General features: G+C 54.4%; 19 protein-coding genes and 1 pseudogene. 7 read left to right on the top strand and 13 right to left on the bottom strand.

Annotated features, from left to right (window positions below; genetic code table 11):
- Positions 1 to 53 precede the first annotated feature (53 nt).
- Positions 54 to 947 carry a LysR family transcriptional regulator gene (locus AM329_RS06220; RefSeq protein WP_012695469.1) on the top strand — a complete coding sequence of 298 codons (894 nt, stop codon included), beginning with the start codon at positions 54 to 56 and terminating at the stop codon, positions 945 to 947.
- Between the two features lie 136 nt (positions 948 to 1083).
- Here AM329_RS06220 and AM329_RS06215 read toward each other — a convergent pair whose 3' ends face one another.
- From AM329_RS06215 to AM329_RS06205, 3 genes and pseudogenes are all read right to left on the bottom strand, one after another.
- Positions 1084 to 1899 (bottom strand): aminoglycoside O-phosphotransferase APH(3')-Ia, encoded by an 816-nt coding sequence (locus tag AM329_RS06215; RefSeq protein WP_012695470.1) that lies wholly within the window; start codon positions 1897 to 1899, stop codon positions 1084 to 1086.
- A 160-nt stretch (positions 1900 to 2059) separates the two neighbouring features.
- Positions 2060 to 3028, bottom strand: a complete 969-nt coding sequence (locus AM329_RS06210) for an IS5-like element IS903B family transposase (RefSeq protein ID WP_013815099.1) — start codon at positions 3026 to 3028, stop codon at positions 2060 to 2062.
- A gap of 31 nt (positions 3029 to 3059) precedes the next feature.
- A pseudogene (locus tag AM329_RS06205) lies at positions 3060 to 3431 on the bottom strand (IS5/IS1182 family transposase); the annotation flags it as partial.
- A gap of 74 nt (positions 3432 to 3505) precedes the next feature.
- Between AM329_RS06205 and AM329_RS06200 the strand changes: the two are divergent.
- The gene (locus tag AM329_RS06200) at positions 3506 to 4138 is read left to right on the top strand and encodes a hypothetical protein (RefSeq protein ID WP_001567369.1); all 633 of its coding nucleotides are present in this window, start codon (positions 3506 to 3508) and stop codon (positions 4136 to 4138) included.
- Positions 4139 to 4166: 28 nt separating this feature from the next.
- Here the strand turns inward: AM329_RS06200 and AM329_RS06195 are convergent, their stop codons facing one another.
- The 4 genes from AM329_RS06195 to AM329_RS06180 form a co-directional block, all read right to left on the bottom strand.
- The gene (locus AM329_RS06195; RefSeq protein WP_001567368.1) at positions 4167 to 5570 is read right to left on the bottom strand and encodes an ISNCY-like element ISKpn21 family transposase; all 1404 of its coding nucleotides are present in this window, start codon (positions 5568 to 5570) and stop codon (positions 4167 to 4169) included.
- 193 nt (positions 5571 to 5763) lie between these two features.
- Positions 5764 to 6249 carry a GNAT family N-acetyltransferase gene (locus AM329_RS06190; RefSeq protein WP_032609220.1) on the bottom strand — a complete coding sequence of 162 codons (486 nt, stop codon included), beginning with the start codon at positions 6247 to 6249 and terminating at the stop codon, positions 5764 to 5766.
- Positions 6237 to 6503: a DUF1778 domain-containing protein gene (locus AM329_RS06185; RefSeq protein ID WP_003857131.1), complete on the bottom strand. Its 267-nt coding sequence runs from the start codon at positions 6501 to 6503 to the stop codon at positions 6237 to 6239. The genes AM329_RS06190 and AM329_RS06185 overlap by 13 nt, the downstream gene beginning before the upstream one ends.
- A gap of 63 nt (positions 6504 to 6566) precedes the next feature.
- Positions 6567 to 7496: a LysR family transcriptional regulator gene (locus AM329_RS06180; RefSeq protein ID WP_032609221.1), complete on the bottom strand. Its 930-nt coding sequence runs from the start codon at positions 7494 to 7496 to the stop codon at positions 6567 to 6569.
- Between the two features lie 129 nt (positions 7497 to 7625).
- Between AM329_RS06180 and AM329_RS06175 the strand changes: the two genes are divergently transcribed.
- The gene (locus tag AM329_RS06175) at positions 7626 to 9014 is read left to right on the top strand and encodes an MFS transporter (RefSeq protein ID WP_032609222.1); all 1389 of its coding nucleotides are present in this window, start codon (positions 7626 to 7628) and stop codon (positions 9012 to 9014) included.
- A 21-nt stretch (positions 9015 to 9035) separates the two neighbouring features.
- Here the strand turns inward: AM329_RS06175 and AM329_RS06170 are convergent, their stop codons facing one another.
- The 3 genes from AM329_RS06170 to AM329_RS06160 are packed head-to-tail and all read right to left on the bottom strand — an operon-like array spanning position 9036 to position 11746.
- A complete protein-coding gene (locus tag AM329_RS06170) occupies positions 9036 to 10031 on the bottom strand; it encodes a DUF2891 domain-containing protein (protein ID WP_023314163.1) in 996 nt (331 codons plus the stop codon).
- Between the two features lie 9 nt (positions 10032 to 10040).
- Positions 10041 to 11027: a DUF979 domain-containing protein gene (locus AM329_RS06165; protein ID WP_003857123.1), complete on the bottom strand. Its 987-nt coding sequence runs from the start codon at positions 11025 to 11027 to the stop codon at positions 10041 to 10043.
- Entirely contained in the window at positions 11024 to 11746 is a 723-nt protein-coding gene (locus AM329_RS06160; protein WP_003857121.1) for a DUF969 domain-containing protein, read from the bottom strand. The genes AM329_RS06165 and AM329_RS06160 overlap by 4 nt, the downstream gene beginning before the upstream one ends.
- Before the next feature lie 224 nt (positions 11747 to 11970).
- On the opposite strand from AM329_RS06160, the gene AM329_RS06155 reads away from it, so the two are divergent.
- A complete protein-coding gene (locus AM329_RS06155) occupies positions 11971 to 12519 on the top strand; it encodes a winged helix DNA-binding protein (protein WP_003857118.1) in 549 nt (182 codons plus the stop codon).
- On the opposite strand, the gene glgX is transcribed toward AM329_RS06155, so the two are convergent.
- Genes glgX through treZ form a run of 3 tightly spaced genes read right to left on the bottom strand, consistent with a single transcriptional unit; the run spans position 12516 to position 18859 of the window.
- Positions 12516 to 14591, bottom strand: a complete 2076-nt coding sequence (glgX, locus tag AM329_RS06150) for a glycogen debranching protein GlgX (protein WP_032609223.1) — start codon at positions 14589 to 14591, stop codon at positions 12516 to 12518. The genes AM329_RS06155 and glgX overlap by 4 nt on opposite strands.
- A gap of 15 nt (positions 14592 to 14606) precedes the next feature.
- The gene (gene treY, locus AM329_RS06145) at positions 14607 to 17075 is read right to left on the bottom strand and encodes a malto-oligosyltrehalose synthase (protein WP_039264708.1); all 2469 of its coding nucleotides are present in this window, start codon (positions 17073 to 17075) and stop codon (positions 14607 to 14609) included.
- Positions 17072 to 18859 carry a malto-oligosyltrehalose trehalohydrolase gene (treZ, locus tag AM329_RS06140; protein ID WP_032609224.1) on the bottom strand — a complete coding sequence of 596 codons (1788 nt, stop codon included), beginning with the start codon at positions 18857 to 18859 and terminating at the stop codon, positions 17072 to 17074. Before treZ ends, treY begins: the two co-directional genes overlap by 4 nt.
- Positions 18860 to 18990: 131 nt before the next feature.
- Between treZ and AM329_RS06135 the strand changes: the two genes are divergently transcribed.
- The 3 genes from AM329_RS06135 (at position 18991) to AM329_RS06125 (ending at position 21599) form a co-directional block, all read left to right on the top strand.
- Complete coding sequence (locus AM329_RS06135; RefSeq protein ID WP_003857109.1) at positions 18991 to 19518, top strand: GNAT family N-acetyltransferase; 528 nt, start codon at positions 18991 to 18993, stop codon at positions 19516 to 19518.
- Between the two features lie 111 nt (positions 19519 to 19629).
- Complete coding sequence (locus AM329_RS06130) at positions 19630 to 20514, top strand: SDR family oxidoreductase (RefSeq protein ID WP_022651207.1); 885 nt, start codon at positions 19630 to 19632, stop codon at positions 20512 to 20514.
- 107 nt (positions 20515 to 20621) lie between these two features.
- Positions 20622 to 21599: an MBL fold metallo-hydrolase gene (locus AM329_RS06125; RefSeq protein ID WP_023324665.1), complete on the top strand. Its 978-nt coding sequence runs from the start codon at positions 20622 to 20624 to the stop codon at positions 21597 to 21599.

Genomic DNA, 21599 nt, shown 5'->3' with positions numbered 1-21599 from the left:
ATGACAGACTGGTACGCTGACGTCTCCAGTAGGGACCGAGGAGGAGGAATCGTGTGGATGAATTAAAGGTTTTTTTAACAGTGGCCAGGCTGAAAAGCTTTACCAAAGCCGCAGCTGAAATAGGTGTGACACCCTCAGCCATCAGCCACACGGTGAAATCTCTTGAGGAAAGGCTTGGGATCCGCCTGCTGGCCAGAACCACCCGCAGTATCTCCACTACGGAAGCAGGTGAAAGGCTCATTAACGAAGTTGGCCCGTTAATGGAACAGGTTGATGATGCTATTAGTCGGTTGAGTGAGCTTAGGGAAAAACCCACTGGCGTCATACGCCTCACGGCGGCAGATGATGTTATCCAGTATTTGATCCGTCCTGTATTACCGGACTTTCTGAGTCGCTACCCAGATATTCAGATTGAAATCGGCATTGACTATGGATTTACAGATATTGTTGATCAGCGTTTTGATGCCGGGATTCGTCCGGGCGATGTTCTGAATAATGATATGATTGCCGCAAAAATAAGCCAGAACTGGCGCCAGCTTGTTGTTGCTGCACCAGATTATTTTAAGCGTTATGCTAAGCCCAGGAAGCCGCAGGATCTTTTGAACCACAACTGCATTAACGTCCGCTATTCTGATACGAGTGGATTGTACGCCTGGGAATTCGAGAAAGATGCTCAGAAATTCAGTCTGAAAGTCAAAGGGCAATATATTGCGAACAGCACGATTCATCAGCTCGATGCAGCATTAGACGGGCTGGGGATTGCCTATATTCCCGAGTATGTTGCAGATGGATATATCAAAAGCGGCAAGCTGATTGCTGTTCTGACCGAGTGGTGTCCATATTTTGACGGCTACCATATTTATTATCCTCACCGCCGACAGGATTCTCCTGCGTTTATGGCTTTTCTGCAACTTTTGCGCGACAGGTACAATAATGGAATAAGATAAATTTATGAGTAAAGGATTATGTCCACGATAAGCACCTGGGTCGATTCCTGGGAGGCGGCCATGAGGGTAGGGAAGCGCCGTCCCGTCAAGTCAGCGTAATGCTCTGCCAGTGTTACAACCAATTAACCAATTCTGATTAGAAAAACTCATCGAGCATCAAATGAAACTGCAATTTATTCATATCAGGATTATCAATACCATATTTTTGAAAAAGCCGTTTCTGTAATGAAGGAGAAAACTCACCGAGGCAGTTCCATAGGATGGCAAGATCCTGGTATCGGTCTGCGATTCCGACTCGTCCAACATCAATACAACCTATTAATTTCCCCTCGTCAAAAATAAGGTTATCAAGTGAGAAATCACCATGAGTGACGACTGAATCCGGTGAGAATGGCAAAAGCTTATGCATTTCTTTCCAGACTTGTTCAACAGGCCAGCCATTACGCTCGTCATCAAAATCACTCGCATCAACCAAACCGTTATTCATTCGTGATTGCGCCTGAGCGAGACGAAATACGCGATCGCTGTTAAAAGGACAATTACAAACAGGAATCGAATGCAACCGGCGCAGGAACGCTGCCAGCGCATCAACAATATTTTCACCTGAATCAGGATATTCTTCTAATACCTGGAATGCTGTTTTCCCGGGGATCGCAGTGGTGAGTAACCATGCATCATCAGGAGTACGGATAAAATGCTTGATGGTCGGAAGAGGCATAAATGCCGTCAGCCAGTTTAGTCTGACCATCTCATCTGTAACATCATTGGCAACGCTACCTTTGCCATGTTTCAGAAACAACTCTGGCGCATCGGGCTTCCCATACAATCGATAGATTGTCGCACCTGATTGCCCGACATTATCGCGAGCCCATCTATACCCATATAAATCAACATCCAGGTTGGAATTTAATCGCGGCCTCGAGCAAGACGTTTCCCGTTGAATATGGCTCATAACACCCCTTGTATTACTGTTTATGTAAGCAGACAGTTTTATTGTTCATGATGATATATTTTTATCTTGTGCAATGTAACATCAGAGATTTTGAGACACAACGTGGCTTTGTTGAATAAATCAGATTTCGGGTAAGTCTCCCCCGTAGCGGGTTGTGTTTTCAGGCAATACGCACGCTTTCAGGCATACCTGCTTTCGTCATTTTGTTCAGCGCTCGTACCAGGGCCATAGCCTCCGCAACCTGACCATCGTAGTCACGCAGCGTCAGTGAACCCCCGAACAGCTGTTTTACCCGGTACATCGCCGTTTCCGCTATCGAGCGACGGTTGTAATCTGTTGTCCATTTCCACCGCGCATTACTCCCGGTCATTCGCTGATTAGCCACTGCACGGTTACGGTCTGCATATTCACCGGGCCAGTAACCCGCGCCTTTTCGGGGCGGGATAAGCGCGCTGATTTTCTTACGCCGCAGTTCATCGTGACAGAGCCGGGTGTCGTAAGCGCCGTCTGCCGATGCTGCCCTGATTTTTCTGTGAGTCTGCCGGATAAGACCCGGGAAGGCTTCTGAGTCCGTCACATTGTTCAGCGACAGGTCTGCACAGATGATTTCATGTGTTTTACTGTCAACGGCGAGATGCAGCTTACGCCAGATACGGCGGCGTTCCTGGCCATGCTTTTTGACTTTCCACTCGCCTTCACCGAAGACCTTCAGCCCGGTGGAATCAATCACCAGATGCGCGATTTCACCCCGGGTGGGCGTTTTGAAACTGACATTAACCGACTTTGCCCGCCTGCTGACACAGCTGTAATCCGGGCAGCGTAGCGGAACGTTCATCAGAGAAAAAATGGAATCAATAAAGCCCTGCGCAGCGCGCAGGGTCAGCCTGAACACGCGTTTAATGACCAGCACAGTCGTGATGGCAAGGTCAGAATAGCGCTGAGGTCTGCCTCGTGAAGAAGGTGTTGCTGACTCATACCAGGCCTGAATAGCTTCATCATCCAGCCAGAAAGTTATGGAGCCACGGTTGATGAGGGCTTTATTGTAGGTGGGCCAGTTGGTGATTTTGAACTTTTGCTTTGCCACGGAACGGTCTGCGTTGTCGGGAAGATACGTGATCTGATCCTTCAACTCAGCAAAAGTTCGATTTATTCAACAAAGCCGTTTTGAAACTGACGTTAACCGACTTTGCCCGCCTGCTGACACAGCTGTAATCCGGGCAGCGTAGCGGAACGTTCATCAGAGAAAAAATGGAATCAATAAAGCCCTGCGCAGCGCGCAGGGTCAGCCTGAATACGCGTTTAATGACCAGCACAGTCGTGATGGCAAGGTCAGAATAGCGCTGAGGTCTGCCTCGTGAAGAAGGTGTTGCTGACTCATACCAGGCCTGAATAGCTTCATCATCCAGCCAGAAAGTTATGGAGCCACGGTTGATGAGGGCTTTATTGTAGGTGGGCCAGTTGGTGATTTTGAACTTTTGCTTTGCCACGGAACGGTCTGCGTTGTCGGGAAGATGCGTGATCTGATCCTTCAACTCAGCAAAAGTTCGATTTATTCAACAAAGCCGATAGACTTTCCTCCGACTGAAACAACAGGATGATTGAGCCCATGCTTCGATACGAGTTAACGCCGAACAATGCAGGTTTTATACTGTGGGGAGATTCAGAAGCCCTGAATGAATTACATGAACTCATTCATTACATCGTGGATGAAAGCCCACTGATTAAAGTTAAAGACGGATTTATGTTATCCCTTGCCTATGATATTCGTAAAGCACGGGAAGGTAATCGTCGTGTTGAGCAACATCAGTATGATCAACATGATACATATAAGCTTTATGGTGTTGAGCTTTTATGGCCTCTGGTCCTGGTACAGTCCTCAATACTCAGAAACTCAATGGGTTATATTCAGACAGACAAAAACCAGCTGTCTGTCATGTATGCCTTTGAATACCTGATAGAATCAGCATTAACAGAGTCTGAGAGAACAACGTCGAATGATATTATGCTAACAGTAAAATATGCATCAGACTCTGATTTTAATTTCATTGAGGATAATATTGACAGCAGGTGCTGCTATTTTATCAGCCTATCTCCGGAGCAAAGAAAAAAGCAGTTAATCAGTATTGTTCGTTCTTTTCATTCATTATGGGGTAAGTATGCCCGTGAAAAGCAGGACATAAAGATGCTGAACGAAATGAATAATACATCATGGGTCTGGCCGGACAATATCAACTGGTGAGCAACCACTGTCCGGCCAGTGAGTACCATCAGCGGGCTCTTTTACCAAAAATGTCCTCTGAACGTGACTGAAGCTGTTTGAGTGCTTCGAGCATGTCATCATTATCCAGTGAGCGCTGGGATTTCTTCCCTTCCTGCTTTGGCCGTCGTCGGGAAGGGCCATCTCCAGCGGGAATTGACTGAGAGCGCGTGTTATCCCGCTTGCTCTGCACCAGACTGATAAACTCCAGGGTTCGGCCAAGACGCTTGTTATCGACAATCGCGCCCTGGTCGATTTCTGACAGTCGGTCGTAGGTAGAGTAGGGAAGTAGCGTACCGTTCAGGCGCAGCTCTTTTCTGCCATCAGGATAGTGATACACATCGATATATTTACCTATTGCACGGCGACTCAGTTCGCTGTCTTCAATCAGGTACAACATTTTATCATATTGTATCGTCAACGATTTTGAGACTTTACGTTTTTCACGAACAGTGAAAATAAGCCCCAGGTCCTCATCATGTTCTACAGCACGGTGTACGTCAAAATCATGTCGCGGTACTTTGCCAAAACGGCGGTTATAGTCAGCCATATAGGCCTCAGCGAAGTCATTTGCAGCCTCCATTGAACAAATGCCCTGTAACCGCAGCTCTTTGACCAGACGATCCTGTAAAGTGAGGTGAGCTCGTTCTACACGCCCTTTGGCGGGACTGGTTTCTGCACAGATAGTCTGGATGTTCAGTTCATGCATGGCTCGCCCAAACTGAGTATGCCCGTCTCCGCCTGTGGCGTGTTTATTGTTAACACGAAAAACACCGGCTTTATCGCTGTACAGTGCCAGCGGTTTACCATGCTTATCGATATAGCGCCGCGTGGCTTCGAAGTAAGAAAACGTGGACTCCGATTTAACAAACAACAGTTCCATCAGTTTGCTGGTTGCATCATCAACATAGACCAGCGCGGTGCAGGCCGGGCCACGGCCTTCAAACCAGTCGTGATCACAGCCATCTATTTGTATCAGCTCACCAGTACACGGACGCCGGTACCGTGGTTGAGGGATCCTTGCGGCACGTTGTTTACGGGGAACCCATAAGCCAGCCCGCACCATGATGCGCCGGACAGTTTCTTTGCCAAGAAACAGTCCGTGGAGTTCTTCGAGCTTTTCACGCGCCAGAGTCGGACCGAAATCAGCATAACGCGTCTTGATCAGTTCCAGAGCCTGATCTGCGAGCCCGGGTGGCAACTGGCGGTTACCACGCATGCCACATCGTCTGCTGGCCATACCAAGCGGTCCGCCTTCACGGTAACGGGCAAGAAGTCTGCGGCATTGCCTGTCGCTGATACCGAGGTGCTCGGCCGCACGGCGCGTTGTGATGCGACGTTCAATGACGTCCTGTATAATCTTGATCCGGTTGATCTCTTTCAAAGTAAACACTCCTGAGCTTTCTGCGCTCATGATATGCCTCCCGGTAGTTTAAACGGACCAGTGAAGCTTACCATAGCGCGGACATCTGAATTGAGCCACAGGCGGACATTACTATTGAGCCATTACAATCTTAGTGCGCATAATGTATATTATGTTAAATAAGATATTATGAATCCTATCACTCCTCAGATAAGCCCATCGCATACCACCCTTTCCTTTGCCTCTACTGAGGAAGCCGGAGAAACAGTGTCCGTTCCTGAGTCTGCGAGGCTTTAAAACCATGGTGGATATAAAACGCTTTGGCTTCCTCAGTGAGTGCATGAACCATGATCGCCCGCACCCCGATATTCTCAGCTACCCGATAACAGCGTAAAACCGCATCGTGGAGTAAATCGGCTCCCAACCCGTTTCCGCGTAACGAGACATCAACAGCCAGACGGGCAAGTATAATCACGGGAATGGGATCCGGCATGTTACGCCGCAGATTACCTGTCGCTTGCGTATGGTTAACGCTGCCGGTAGCCAGTGAGTAAAATCCCGCGACCTGCTTCGTGCCCGTTTTACAAATGACAAACGTTCGGGCTGCGCCGAGCGCCTGGTTTTTCAGACCTCTTTGTTTTAGCCATTCGTCAAGCACGGCCTCTCCGCTGACGAACTCCGCCAGTTGATGGACGCTGGATAAGGGCTCTGGCGCTGTTACACGTCCCACTGCGGTTTCCTTGCCAGCAGTTTTTCTATGGCAGGATCGTCCGCGACCGGGGCATCGAGCATGTCAATGAACTCTGCGTACTGTTCATCGTTAAAATTGAATACACGTCGATCGAGGATCACATTCTCGGCTGCCTGACAGGCCATCTCCAGAATGAAGTCTGTACGTGATTTATGGAGGATCTCTGCGGCGGCATCGATAAGCGCCCGCTGGGATTCTTTGGCTCTGAGATTGAGTTGAACATCTGATTTCATGGGTATACCTCTTGTATAGCAATTGCTTTACAAGCATAACATAAGCGGCGTGTATAGCAATCGCTATACAGCGCTCTTTATCATGTCTGACCTCTCCACACCGCATATCGCAAGAATTTGCTCTCTCAGCCAGCGGTGACCAGGGTCGCGTTCCATTCTTGGGTGCCACATCTGTGAAACCGTAATACGACGGCTTTTGAACGGCAGCTCGAAAACGTGTAACTGCTCCGTTATCTGCTGATTGAGTAAATAGAGCGCGGGTATCATGGCAATAAGATCTGATGCCAGCGCCACGGACAGCGCCGTCGGAAATCCCGGTACGACGCTGGCGATTTTACGTTTTGTCCCCAGTTCGGCCAGCGCATCGTCAACGGAACCGTGCAACGCGCCCTCAGGTGACGCTACCACATGGCCCCAGGCGACATAATCCTTCACCCCTATTTCTGCCTGATTAGCCAGCGGATGCCCCTTACGCACGACGCCCACAAACCGATCCTCAAACAGTCGTTGCAGCCGTATTTCAGGCCCCATATTGCTCTGGACGCCAATCTCCAGATCAACCAGCCCTTCCCGAAGATAGCGCGACGTTTTTTCCGGCTTCGGCGCGAAGCGTATACAGACGTCCGGCGCGGCGTCGGCCACAGCCGCTATAAGCGCAGGCCCAAACGCCACCACAAAACCATCGTTTGCCCTGATGGTAAAAAGACGCGCCAGACTTCGCGCGCTGAACGTTTCAGTTGAGGGCTGCAATACCGCCCTGGTCTCGTGCACTGCACGCCTGGCGCGATCCCGGGTCGCTTCGGCCCACGGGGTTAGTACCATGTTACGCCCGGCGCGCACCAGGATCGGGTCGCCTGTAACGTCGCGTAACCTGCTTAATGTCCGGCTCATGGCCGAGGTGCTGAGGTTCAGACGACGTGCCGCACCTGCGACACTCGCTTCGCTCAGCAATATGTCGAGTGCAATCAGTAAATTAAAATCAGGATCGGTCATAGCGCTCATTCCTGTACATTCAGATAAGGCGTTTCATGCAACGATAAAGTGCAAATGGTGCGCCTTCCGCCCTGTAAAATCCATCTTTATAGTTTTGTCATCCATACACTCTTCTCAGAGGACAACCTGATGACGCTCTTTTCCAGTCAACCCGGCGACGAAGGACTGCCTGGCGCGGCGCGCGCACGGGTGATGGCCGCAATTATGACCACCACCTTAATGGGCGTGTTTGATGGCACCATGATCAACATTGCCCTGCCCTCCATGGCTCAGGAGATGCAGGTACCTGCCAGTATTGCCGTCTGGTTCGCCAACGGGTATCTGCTGGCGGCCGCGATGTCGCTGGCGATATTCGCGGCGCTTGCAGCCCGCCTGGGTTATCGCCCCGTTTTTCTGGCAGGTCTGACAACCTTTACCCTGACATCGCTGGGTTGCGCGCTGGCGAAGACGCCCGAAGTGCTCATCGGTATGCGCGTGCTTCAGGGGATCGGCGGCGCGGCGACGCTGAGTATTGCCCCCGCAATCCTGCGATCCGTATTTCCCGGGCGATTACTTGGCCGCATTCTGGGGTTACACGCTCTGCTCATCGCCTCCAGCTCCGCTATCGGGCCGGTATTGGGTGGGACGATCCTTCACACCCTGAGCTGGCAATGGCTGTTTGCGATAAACGTGGTTCCCGGCACCCTCGCCTTACTGCTGGCGGTCAAAGCGCTGCCGCGGGATGCGGTTCGAAAGCAAGCGCCCTTCGACACCCCGGGCGCCATATTGTCGGCGCTGCTGCTGGGGTCGACGATCATGGCGGCGAACAGCCTCCAGGAGGCTACTTATCACCCCGGCAGTCTTTGCTGGACGGTGCTCGCTGCGCTGAGCGGCATGGCGTTTATCTGGCAGATACGCCGCACGGATAACCCCTTACTGCCGCCGACGATGTTTAAAAATGAACGTTTTACCCTCGCGGCCTTCACGTCAATGATTGCTTTTGTCAGCCAGGGGATCACTTTTATTGCATTGCCTTTCCTGTTTCAGAGCGAATACGGCTACAGTCCGGTGTTGTCTGCCCTGCTGTTTACGCCGTGGCCGCTAGGGATCGTACTGATTGCGCCGCATGCAGGCCGGTGGGCGGACACGATTTCAGCCCCGGCGATATCCACCCTGGGGCTGGTGATTTTTGTCGTGGGTTTGATCCTTCTTGCGACATTACCCGACCGCCCTACAATGTGGGATATCTGCCTGCGGAATCTGGTATGCGGCATGGGGTTTGGCTGCTTTCAGAGTCCCAATAACCGGGAAATGCTCTCCAACGTTATTCGTGAGCATGCGAGCTATGCATCCGGTGTTTTATCCATTATGCGCACGTTCGGGCAGTGTCTGGGCGCCGCCGCCGTGGCCGTTCTGCTGGCCGCAGATGAAAGGTCAATTCATGTTGCACTGTGGGTCGCCGCCGCGGCTTCTGCGGTAGCGGTCGTCGTCAGCGCGAGTCGGTTGCGTAAAATCACTCATCCTGCGGAAACAGGATGAGCACGAAAATATAACTAAGCGCTACTCCAGCGCCAGTAGCGCAAAACTCGCCAGCCAGTGCCCGCCGCTGTAGTGACTGCCGACAACATGCTCCACGCTTGCCGAGAGATGGCGCGCAACGGCATCGTGTAATGGCTTCCGGGCGTGATGATTTTCCGGCAGAGCACGGGCAATGTGCTTCATACACCAGGCGCGGCTGAGGTTGAGACCGTCCAGATGCGCGATTTTCGGGTCGGTGCGGTCGCTCACCTCTGCCGGGTTCATCAGCGCAGAAACGGCGCCCACTTCAGGCAGAAACGCATCGAACCAGGCCGGGAAATCCTCCACCACCTTACTCATCAGCAGGGCCTCGGTCAGCGCTCCGGAGATATACTCGTCGCCACCCGGCTCATAATGCGCAGGATATTGCGTGTCCGCGAGGTAAAACCGCGTTGCCGCGTCCAGGATGGCGCGCTCAAGCGTGTCATCGTTCACCGCCCGGGCATAATCCAGCCCCAGCGCGAGCGCAAACGCCGTGTTGTAGTGCGTCCCGACGCGGATCGGATAGGTAAGCTTGCTGAGGTAATCCACCAGCCGCTGGCGAATATCCCGCGTTAACGGTTGCAGCGTCTGGTACCAGCGCTCCGCCTGCGGCAGTGACGATTGCTTCAGCTCCTGCGCCAGCGCCAGCAGCCAGCCGTAGCCATAAGGCCGCTCAAACGACGCGCGGAACGGCGCGGTAAAATAGGCCAACTCCTTCGCCACCTTCTCGTCGGTCAGGTGTTCTTCGAACAGAGTGATGATCTCTTCCCGGCACGGCAGTTCGGGCCAGAGACGCAGGCAGCGCAGCAGCAGCCAGTAGCCGTGCACCGCAGAGTGCCAGTCAAAACAGCCGTAAAAGATCGGGTGCAGCTCGCGAGGCGGCAGAACGTCGCCGTCATCGTTGAGCAGATGCATAATGTGGTTCGGGTATTCCTGACGTAAATAGGTCAACGGCATTCTGGCGAAGGCGTCAGCCTGATGTTGCGTTAATTCCATTGCAGCTCCTTAGCGAAACACGAGGAAATACATTAAGAACACGTTCACCACCAGCAGGGTTAACGCGGTCGGGATCTGGATCTTGATAACCTGATATTTGTCTTTTAGCTCCAGTAGCGCGGCGGGCACAATGTTGAAGTTGGCGGCCATCGGCGTCATCAGCGTGCCGCAATAGCCAGCGTACATACCGATAGCCAGCAGCGGCGCCGGGTTACCGTGATGGACGTTAATCAGGAATGGCAGAGCGATACCGGCGCTTAACACCGGGAAGGCTGCGAAGGCGTTACCCATGATCATGGTAAACAGCGCCATCCCCACGCAATAAATGACCACCAGCATGAAGCGGCTGTCCGGGTTCACAAACAGGCTGACCACCTTTTGTACCGATTCGCCGGTATTCGCCACCACAAACACCCCGCCGAGCATGGCGAGCATCTGCGGCAGGATAACCGCCCAGCCAATGGTATCGACCAGCCGACGCGACTGACGAACCGCATGCAGCGGCGTACCTTTTGTCAGCCACCAGCCGGTGAGGATAGCTGCCACACAGGCTACGCACAGTGCCGCCAGCGTAAGCTGTTTCTGGTCGAGCAGATAGACACCGCCAATCGACACGCCTTTCAGAAATAGCGTCCCGATGACCGTTACCACGGGGATCATCAGTGCCGGTAAAAACAGCCAGTTTTTCAGCCGGTTCGACGAGGCAACGCGCTCCTCCTCGGTGGACATTTTATAACGCCCCTTCCCGACCAGCCCGAAACCGGCCAGCAGCGCAATCACGATAACGGCGCCGCCAATAATGCGATACGCCAGGGACTTACCCAGCTCCTGCACCATCAGATCGCCAAACAGGAAGATCCCGCCAAACAGAAACCAGAACAGCGCCGTGGTATAGCGTTTCGGGTTAGCGCGATCGCGAAGGGTCATCACAACCAGCAGCATCACGACGAAGCCGATCAGGTAGTACACACGGTTAATGGTGATGAGGGTCATCATGGTGCGATCTCCTGCGTACCCTGCTCTGCTTTCCAGGCCATCACGTCGCGACGAATGCTGGCATCGAGGCGTAGCAGACGCGTCATATGGATGATCAGTGCCGCAATGGCGGTCGGAATGGCCCACAGGCCGATATGCAGCGGTTCGATCCCCTCGATCCCGTTCTCTTTCAGGAACGCATCAATCAGCAGTACCGCGCCAAAGGCGATAAAAATATCTTCCCCAAAGAAAACCGCGATATTGTCACACGCGGCGGCATGGGCTTTGATTTTGTCGCGGATAGTCTGCGGCAGTTCCCCGTATTCATTCAGAGCTGCCCCTTCCGCCATCGGCGCCAGCAGCGGACGCACCGTTTGCGCGTGGCCGCCAAGCGACATCAGGCCCAGCGCAGCCGTCCCTTCGCGGGCAACAAAGTAGAGCATCAGGATACGCGCCGAGGTGGCGCTGGCGATCTTCGCGACCCAGGCCTGGGCGCGTTCTTTCAGCCCGTAATACTCCAATAGGCCAATCACCGGCAGGATCAGAATGAAGGTGGCAAGCGAGCGGCTATTCACGAACTTTTCGCCAAAGGTTTCCAGCAGCATACCGAAATCCATGCCAACCAGCAGGCCCGTCGCCAGGCCCGCCACCACGACAACCAGCAGCGGGTTGAAACGCAGTGCAAAACCAATAACCACCACCGGAATCCCGATAAGTGGCAACAGTGTAGAACTGTCCATAAACGTTACCCTATCCAAAGTGAGCGTTGCGCGCCGACGGCTATTTTTTATACTTCGCAGCAGAGCGAAGCCGGTGCATTACGGCGCGCGATGTTGTGTTTTGCGTGAGGCTCCACAGAACCTGCACTAAAAAGCTATATCTGAACGTCAAAAACATGTAAACAATTTATCAATAAAATGTTCTTATTTTATCGACGGGTTTACATTTCGGGGGAAGGATCGTTATGACAGTAAAGAAAAAGACGACAGCGTTAAACCACGACGATATTGCGGACGGGCGAATCGTCTCCTCCCGTCATCTCGTCTCAGAGCGGTGTGCTGAATTATCAGAGCTGGAATATGCGCTGATCATGACCAGCAATGCGTTTAACAAATGGATGGTGCGCTGCATGACCGCAGCGGGTGAACCGGATATGGGGGCCTTTGATGTTTCGCTTCTGCACCACGTGAATCACCGCAACCGTAAGAAAAAGCTGGCTGACATCTGCTTTGTGCTGAACGTGGAAGATACCCACGTGGTGACGTATGCGCTGAAAAAGCTGGTCAAGGCGGGCTACGTCACCAGCGAGAAAGCGGGAAAAGAGCTTTTTTTCTCCACTACGGAGGAGGGAAAAGCGCTGTGCATGAAGTACCGGGAGGTGCGGGAGGCCTGCCTGATCAACATTCATGCGGAAAGCGGTATTCCGGGCGCGTCGATTGGCGAGACCGCGCAGTTACTCCGCGCGATCTCCTCCCTGTATGATACCGCCGCACGCGCGGCGGCCTCGCTTTAAGGACGGCGGAACAGGGTGATACTCCGCCCGGCCAGCTCGTAATCGACAGATTCAGTGATGATTTCCCCCGTGGGGGCATCCTCCGACGTCGAGAGTTCGAGCACCCAACCCCCTTCGCCAAACTGCGGGATCTGGAATGGCACCGTACCTTCAAACGGGTTAAACAGCATCAGCACGTCTTGCCAGACGCCCTCTTCCTGCTCAAGATCAGGACGGCTGATGGCAAGACCAAGGGTGGAACCCTCGTCCCACTGTTCCGACTGCTGCGGTCCGCCGCCGGCGTTAAACCAGCGGATCTCCAGCCCGTCGCGCCAGTTCTCACGTCGCAGCAGCGGCTGCGTCGCGCGCAGGGCAATCAACCGACGGGTAAAGTCGCGCAGCTTCTCGTCGTTTTCAGTGAGTCCTTCCCAGTTTACCCAGGAGATCTCGCTGTCCTGACAATAGCCGTTATTATTGCCCTTTTGCGTCCGGCCAAACTCATCGCCTGCCAGCAGCATCGGCGTGCCGTGCGAGAAGAAGAGCGTGGTGAGGAAGTTGCGCTTTTGCCGCTCGCGGGTGGCAATGATATCCGGGTTTTCCGTCGGCCCTTCCTCGCCGTAGTTATACGAACGGTTATCGTTATGTCCGTCGTTATTATCTTCCCCGTTATCGGCGTTATGTTTCTCGTTGTACGATACCAGGTCGTTCAGCGTGAAGCCGTCATGCGCGGTGATAAAATTGACGCTGGCCCACGGACGACGCCCGCGCAGATCGTACAAATCACCGGACCCTAACAGACGGGCGGCAAAATCGTTAGAAACGTTATCCCCCTTCCAGTATTCACGTACCGTATCGCGGTATTTGTCGTTCCACTCACCCCAGCCAGGTGGGAAGCCCCCCACCTGATACCCGCCGGGGCCGATATCCCACGGCTCACCGATGAGCTTCAGCTTCGACAGCACCGGATCCTGGGTCACGGCATCAAAGAAGCCGCCGCGCGGATCGAACCCCTCTGGCTCACGTCCGAGAATGGTCCCGAGGTCAAAGCGGAAACCGTCAGTCTGCATCGACTCCGCCCAGTAGCGCAGGGAGTCCATGACCATCTGTAACACGCGCGGGTGCGAAGTATTAACGGTGTTCCCGGTGCCGGTGTCGTTGATGTAATACCGGTGCTGATCCGGCATGGTGCGGTAATAACAGAAGTTATCAATCCCCTTAAACGACAGGGTTGGTCCCAGCTCGTTGCCCTCCGCCGTGTGGTTATAGACCACGTCGAGGATCACCTCGATGCCCGCGTCATGATAGGCACGCACCATGTCGCGGAAACCCTGGATGCCCGCCGGGCCGTAATAGCGGGACGCTGGCGCAAAGAAACCGAGCGAGTTATAGCCCCAGAAGTTTTTCAGGCCGCGATCGAGCAGGTGCTGATCGTCAGGGAACCAGTGAACCGGTAGCAGCTCGACCGAGGTAATGCCGAGGCTTTTGATGTACTCCACCGAGGCTTTATGCCCCATCCCCTCAAACGTACCGCGCAGTTCAGGCGGAATAGCCGGGTTAAGCTGGGTAAAGCCTTTTACGTGGCTTTCATAGACCACGGTATGCGGCCACGGGATATCGGGCCGGCGTGAGTCCTGCCAGTCAACGGCATTGGGGTCGATGACCTTACATTTGGGCGTAAATGGCGCGCTGTCTCGCGTGTCAAAACTGAGATCCAGCTCATCGTGTCCCAGCTCATAGCCGAAGTGGGCATCGTTCCACTCAATGTCACCCACCAGTTCACGGGCATAGGGGTCAATAAGCAGCTTATTGGGGTTAAAACGGTGACCGTTCTCCGGATCGTAGGGGCCATACACACGGTAGCCATACAGCGCCCCCGGTTTCAGATCCGGCACATAGCCGTGCCAGACCTCATGGGTATATTCCGGCAGTTCCAGTCGGGCGATTTCTGTTTTTCCCGAAGGATCAAACAGACACAGCTCCACCCGCTCCGCGTGGGCGGAAAACAGGGCGAAGTTTACCCCTTTCCCGTCATAATTTGCGCCCAACTGCTGGCCATGACCGGCCCGAATTTCAAACGTTGTATCCTTTGGCATTTTTGTTCTCCTCGATTAGTCCCAGGTAAGCAGAACCAACAAACATCCCTTTTCAGACGTTAAATCCAGCGTCTCTGGCAGAAGGCGACGCTCACCGGTAAACAGATCCCGGTAGTGCTTCCCGGCCAACTCCTGGGGTATGGCCACGATAGTGTTGGCCCACAGCAACGCATTGTCGGTGACGTCAAACACCAGACGCGGCACGGCGACGATCAGCGCCTCGTCATCTTTTATGCGGGCATAAACGATCAGATTCTCCTCCCGCTCACCGGTTACCTTCAGCGGCAGCCAGTCGCCGTAGCGGAAAAGTGCGGGGTAATGTGGCCGAAGCCGTAACAGCGTGGCGGTAACGTACTGCTTCACGCTGCCGTCTCGCCAGCGTTGCGCATCGTTAAAAACGGTGCCATCCGCTACGCTGAGGTTTTCCGCCAGTGCGGCGAAATCCGGTTCGCGGCGGTTATCCGGGTCGACGAGGCTGAAGTTAAGCCCCTCGCTGCCCTGGTAGATGTCTGGTACGCCAGGCGCAGTCAGCTTGATCACCGTCTGGCTCAGGCTGTTCATTAACCCAGCCCGAATAAACGGCTGGAGTGCGGCACTGAAATCACGCAGGAACAGGGTGTTATCCGGGGAAAGCAGATGGCGCACGTAGTCCAGGACCACGCTCTCGTAACCTTCGTTGCTGTCGATCCAGTCGGTACGCTGCTTGGCCTCGCGCAGGGCTTTCTCGATAAAGCCGAGGAAACGCTCTTCCAGTGACTTAAGGCCATCACGATCCTCAGGCGACAGGGTTGCTGGCCAGACGCCCGCCAGCGCCTGGAAGATCATCCAGGTGTCGGCGGCGTTCGGCGCGGTGCCATCGTTGAGGAATCGGACCTGCGTCTGGTTCATCTGCCGCCAGCGCGCCAGATTTTCTCCCCACAGATCTGGCGCTTCCGTCAGCGTATAGAGACGAGCTCGTGCATCCTCGCCGCGTTTGGTGTCGTGGGTGGAGGTTCCCAGCAGCGCATCGGGCTGGCGGGCAAGACGAATGCGCATTTCCTGATGAAAACGGGAAAGTGAAAACGCGCGCGGCGTCGGGTCGGCGCCGACTTCGTTCAGGGCCAGCTCCAGGTTATGGCGGAAGAACAGCGTATCCTCTACCGATTTTGCCATCAGCGGCCCGGTCAGTTGCTGAAAACGGGTGCGGAAAAGCGAGGCCAGCGCGTGGTCATGCTCCGGCAGATCGCCGGTAAGAATACGCACGATCAGGCTCAGAGCGGGTTCAGAGGCGTTGACGCTGGCGACCACACGGCTGAGCAGCGCCACATCCGGTGGCGTCAGTCCCTCAGCGGTGCCGTAGGTGCGATACACCGGAAACGCGATAAGCAGCTCACGCAGGGCATGGCGGATATCATCATGCTCCACTTCGGCGCCGTTATGCCCGGCCAGCTCGCTGGCTATTTTGAGCAACGTGGTAAATTCACCCTCAAAATTACGATCGGTCATCAGCCCTTTGGCGTTGCGAAGTTCCGCCTGCCTGTCCACGGTCGTACCCAGCGTCTCGTCGTAGAGCATCTCCAGCCGCGAGAGGTTGGTATCATCCACCAGCACTTCCGCCAGGGAGGCGATAAACTCATAACCCGTAGTACCTGAGATGGGCCACTCCGGAGGAAGCTGTTCCCCTTTGGCGAGGATTTTTTCCACCGTGATGTAGCAATCCGGTCCGGTAGCCGCACGCAGTCGCTGCAAATAGCCCAGCGGATCGGCAAGCCCGTCCACATGGTCAATGCGCAGGCCGTCGACAACCCCGGCGTGGACAAGCTCAAGGATCAGGTGGTGCGTATCTGCGAATACCGCCTCATCCTCTACCCGCACGCCGACCAGCCCGGTGATTTCAAAAAAGCGACGCCATGAAAGCTGTTTCGGCGCTTCACGCCAGGACATCAGCCGCCAGCTTTGCGCCTCGTGGATCTCAGCGATGCTCTTGCCTTCGGCATACGTGCCGGGATTAAGCGGATAGGCGGTATCATAGTAAACCAGCGCTGCGCTGTTTGTGACACTGTCACGTTTTAAGGTGATAGTCCCCCGCTCCAGCTCGGCTTCAAAGGTGTCGCCAAGAAACGGCAACGTCAGCGGTCGGGACCAGTCGATATCAAAATACGCCGCATAGCGGCTCTGCCCGCCATGTTCGATAACATCGCGCCACCAGCGGTTTTCCAGCGAGGTCGACATATGGTTAGGAACGATATCCAGAATCAGCCCCATCCCCGCCTGTTTCAGCGCCGCCGCCATGCGGTCAAACCCTTCCCGCCCGCCAATCGCCGGGTCAATTTCGTTGGGGTCGGTCACGTCATAGCCGTGGGTGGAATTCGTGGTTGCGGTGAAAACAGGCGACGCGTAAAGATGGCTGATACCGAGGTCTTTCATATACGGAATCAGGTCTGCAACGCGGTCAAAGGTCATGCCGTTGCGAAACTGAATTCGGTAAGTAGAGGAAGGGATCATAGCGCTGCTTCTCCATCAGCAAAGCGAACAACAATGCTGTTCGGCGGCAGGTTTTCGACTGCCTCCGGCCAGCTAAAGATCGTTTTTCCGGGCAGGTCCGGTAAGGCGAGCGGCTTTTTGCCGATATTCAACGCCAGCGACAACGTGCCGGACGGAAAACGCCAGCTCACGGCAACCATGCCGAGCGCCGTTTGCAGGACGTTACCCTCCACGGTGCCCCGCTGTTTCAGTAACGGGACGATAAAGCGCTGACGCAGCACAATCAGCTCGCGCGTGACGTGCAGCCACGCCCTGCCTTCCTCCGTGTCTGCCTTGTTCCAGTCAAGCTTCGACCGCATAAAGGTATTTACGTCATTGGGGTCCGGTACGGTTTCATCGTGCCCGGCATGGCCGGTAAACTCTTTCGCGCGCCCTTCCCGCACCGCTTTCGCCAGGTCGCCGTGGAAGTCGGTGAAAAAGAGGAACGGATGCGTTTCGCCATACTCCTCGCCCATAAACAGCAGCGGAATATGGGGCGACAGGAGCAGCGCCGCGAACAGCACGCGCGTTTTATCCGCCCCAGCCAGAGAGATAAGCCTCTCCCCCTGGGCACGGTTGCCGACCTGGTCGTGATTTTGAATAAAATCGACAAAAAACTGTGGGGGTTGCTCGCGACACTCTACCCCGCGCGATTTTCCGGTCTGAAGCGAGATTTCTCCCTGGTAGACAAAGCCTTCTGCCAGCGCCCGCGCCAGTTTTTTCTCCGGCTCAAAGGCAAAATCCTGATAGTAGGCGTGTGATTCTCCCGTCGCGAAGACATGCGCGGCGTTGTGAAAATCATCATTCCATTCGGCGGTGAAAAGCGGCGTCTGACCATGCTCATCACGCGGATGCAGGAAAATCACGTTGCGACTGTCTTCGGTGGTCAGATGGATATGCCGATCCGGAAAGGCGTCGCGGATCCGTTGCGCTATCTCGGGAAGAATATGGGTCTCAGCGTCGTCATGGATCTGGTCGATGGCGTCGAAGCGCAGACCGTCAAGATGATACTCCGAGAGCCAGAATAACGGCGCCTCAGCGATGTACTGCCGGACAGCTTCAACCTCATAGGCAATACCGTTGCCCCACGGGGTCATACGATCCTGATGGAAAAACGCCGGCGAGAGCAACGGCAGGTAATTCCCTTCCGGGCCAAAGTGGTTGAGTACGATATCCAGCACCACGGAAAGCCCGAGCGCGTGGGCGGCATCAATGAAGGCATGAAAATCATCCGGTGTACCATAAGCCGAGTGCGGGGCATACAGCAGTACACCGTCATACCCCCATCCGCGCGCGCCCCCGAACTGGGACACGGGCATCACTTCCAGTTGCGTAATACCCAGTTCGGCCAGATAAGGCAGTTTGTCGATGGCCGCCCTGAAGGTTCCTTCCCCGGTGAAGGTGCCGATATGCAGCTCGTAGATCACCGTCTCTTCCCACGGTCGTCCTTGCCATTCGCGCTGAGCGGGCAGGCTGCGACGCGGGTCGATCACCACCGACGGGCCATTGACGTCAGCCTGCTGCGCGCGCGAGGCCGGGTCCGGCACCGCCATTCCATCCTGTAAAACAAACTGATACGTCGTACCGTGCCTGATGCCGGGCACGTCAATCTGAAACCAGCCGTCGCCCACCGCCGCCATGGGAATGTCGGTATCGGTTAAACGCAACGTGAGATCTTTTTGCCCTTCTGCCCAGACGCGAAAACGTACAACGTCATCGGAAATAAACTCAGCACCCCAGTGCCTGCGACATGTTCTGAATTCCATTCATTGTCCTCGAATGACCACATTTTACGCGGAACGAAATACAAGCTTAGACCAGGATCTACAGAGTGTTATGCCAGCAGAGTATGCCGCTTCGTCTATTATCTATTTATAACTCCCACTTAAGGAATACTATGCATATTCGAAAAGGATTAAGCACCGACCTTGCCCGTCTTGAATGCTGTGATTTTTCTTTTACGGTCGATGAGATTGCCAGAGAGCCTTTTCTCAATGGTGATTTGCATATCGAGGCGCTGACCGAACCTTATCTTAAAACCTATGAACTGGATCTCCAGACGCTGGAAAATCATTGTGTTAATCCGGATTCAATATTTCTTATCGCCGAAACGGATGACGGTGAAATCGCCGGTTTTATTACCGCGTCCTGCAACTGGAATAAATTTATATCGGTGGATTACATTGCCGTGGAGCGTTCAAAGCGTCGTACGGGCGCGGCGCACAAGCTGATGTCCGCCACCCACGTCTGGGCGCGAAGCCTCAATGCGCCCGGGTTACGGCTGGAGACGCAGAACGTTAATGTTTCTGCCTGTCTTTTTTATCGTCACTATGGGTTTATTCTCGGCGGTTACGATCGCTACCTTTACAACGCCCTGCCGGAAAAAGATGAGGTCGCCCTTTTCTGGTATTACATGCTGGCTTGAGAAAATATTTTATATCCGCTACCGGAAGATAGATTTGTCTGAATTTGTCAATTTTGCCCGCTTACGTTTAATTAACGACTAATCTTGGAATTCACTATTAAGGAGGCCGGTATGTCTACAGGAAATAATCACACGCTGCATTACCCTCGTCCACCGTTTGCTGAACAACCGCAAAGGGCCCCCGGGCTGGCATCGGAAATGAAGCCAATACCGGATCATGGTGAAACAAGTTATATCGGGTCAGGAAAACTGGCAGGAAAAAAAGCGCTGATTACCGGCGGTGATTCCGGAATTGGTCGCGCGGTAGCGATCGCCTATGCCCGTGAAGGCGCAGATGTCGCTATTGGCTATCTGCCGGAAGAGGAGTCCGATGCGGCATCGGTCATTGCGCTGATTCAGGCTGAAGGCCGTAAAGCGGTCGCCATTCCGGGCGACATTCGCGTGGAGTCGTTCTGCGACACGCTGGTGGAAAAAGCCGTTGCCGAACTGGGCGGCCTGGATATTCTGGTGAATAACGCCGGACGCCAGCAGTACTGTGAATCTATCGACGATCTCACCACGGCAGATTTTGACGCGACGTTTAAGACCAACGTCTATGCCCCCTTCTGGATCACCAAAGCTGCGCTACGCCATTTGCAGGAAGGCGCCGTGATCATTAACACCACTTCCGTTCAGGCGTTTAAACCGAGCGCGATCCTGGTGGACTATGCGCAGACCAAAGCCTGTAACGTAGCCTTTACCAAGTCTCTGGCCCAGCAGCTGGGACCGCGTGGAATTCGGGTGAATGCCGTCGCGCCAGGTCCATACTGGACGCCTCTTCAGTCCAGCGGCGGCCAGCCGCAGTCCAAAGTTCAGAAGTTCGGGGAAGATACGCCCCTGGGCAGACCGGGCCAGCCGGTTGAAATCGCACCGCTGTATGTATTGTTTGCCTCCGATACCTGCTCATACGCCTCCGGGCAAGTGTGGTGCTCTGACGGCGGTACCGGCGTGCTGTAAAGCATCCTCTCAGACCTATCCATTCCATGGATAGGTCACATTCACTTCCCGGCGGTTCTCAAAAATCGCAGTTGAACTATGATGAACTTACTATTGAGGAGCCCATCATGTTTACTGTGAAAAAACTTGCGATATCAACCCTGTTGGCCGGTTCGGTTTTATTCTTTCCCGCTATCCACGCGGTGGCCAGCGTTCCGCAGCATGTGGTGAAACAGCAGGCTGGCGGCTACAGCGTTCAGGTTGGCGATACGATTGTCACCGCCTTTACGGACGGCAGCGTGCCGCAGGATCTGCACGCCTTACTGCGCCGGACGACGGCGGAAAATACCGATGCGTTACTGGCTAAAAACTTCCAGGCCAATCCGGTGGAAGCGTCGATTAACGCGTTCTATATCGCCATCCCCGGCCACAAAATTCTGGTGGATACCGGTTCCGGTCAGCTGTTTGGCCCCGGCAAAGGCGGGCGGCTGATTGAGAGCCTGGCGACCCAGGGCATCAAACCCGAAGATATTACCGATATTCTGATCACCCATGCGCACTCCGATCACGCTGGCGGCCTGGTTAAAGACGGTCAGCGCGTGTTTACCCGCGCGCAGGTGTATGTCGGCAAACCGGATATCGATTTCTTCTTTAACGACGAGAACCAGAAAAAGTCTGGCTATGACCAGAACTACTTCGACGTCGCGCACAAGACCTTAAAGCCCTATCTGGATGCCGGAAAAGTGACGACCTTCTCCGGCACGGAACAGCTTCTGCCGGGCATCAGCGGTACGGTTCACCCGGGTCACACTCCAGGCTCCGCGTTCTACACGCTGGAGAGCAAAGGTGAAAAAATGACTTTTGTCGGCGACATCATTCACGTTGCCGCGGTTCAGTTCCCACAGCCCAACGTGACGATTGCTTACGATGAGGATCAGGACGGCGCCGCCCGGGTGCGCAACGCTGCTTTCGCTGAGTTTGTGAAAAATAAAGCGCTGATTGCGGCGCCACATCTGCCTTTCCCCGGGATCGGCTATGTGACGAAAGGTGAGCGGGACGGCTACGCGTGGGTTCCGGTGACCTATACCAACCGTGACGCAAAATAA

The organism is Enterobacter cloacae complex sp. AR_0002 (assembly GCF_001922365.1).
In the GTDB taxonomy this organism is placed as follows: Bacteria; Pseudomonadota; Gammaproteobacteria; order Enterobacterales; family Enterobacteriaceae; genus Enterobacter; species Enterobacter hormaechei_C.
The sequence above is the reverse complement of the archived record's forward strand: the minus strand, read 5'-3'. Positions and strand labels throughout refer to the sequence as shown.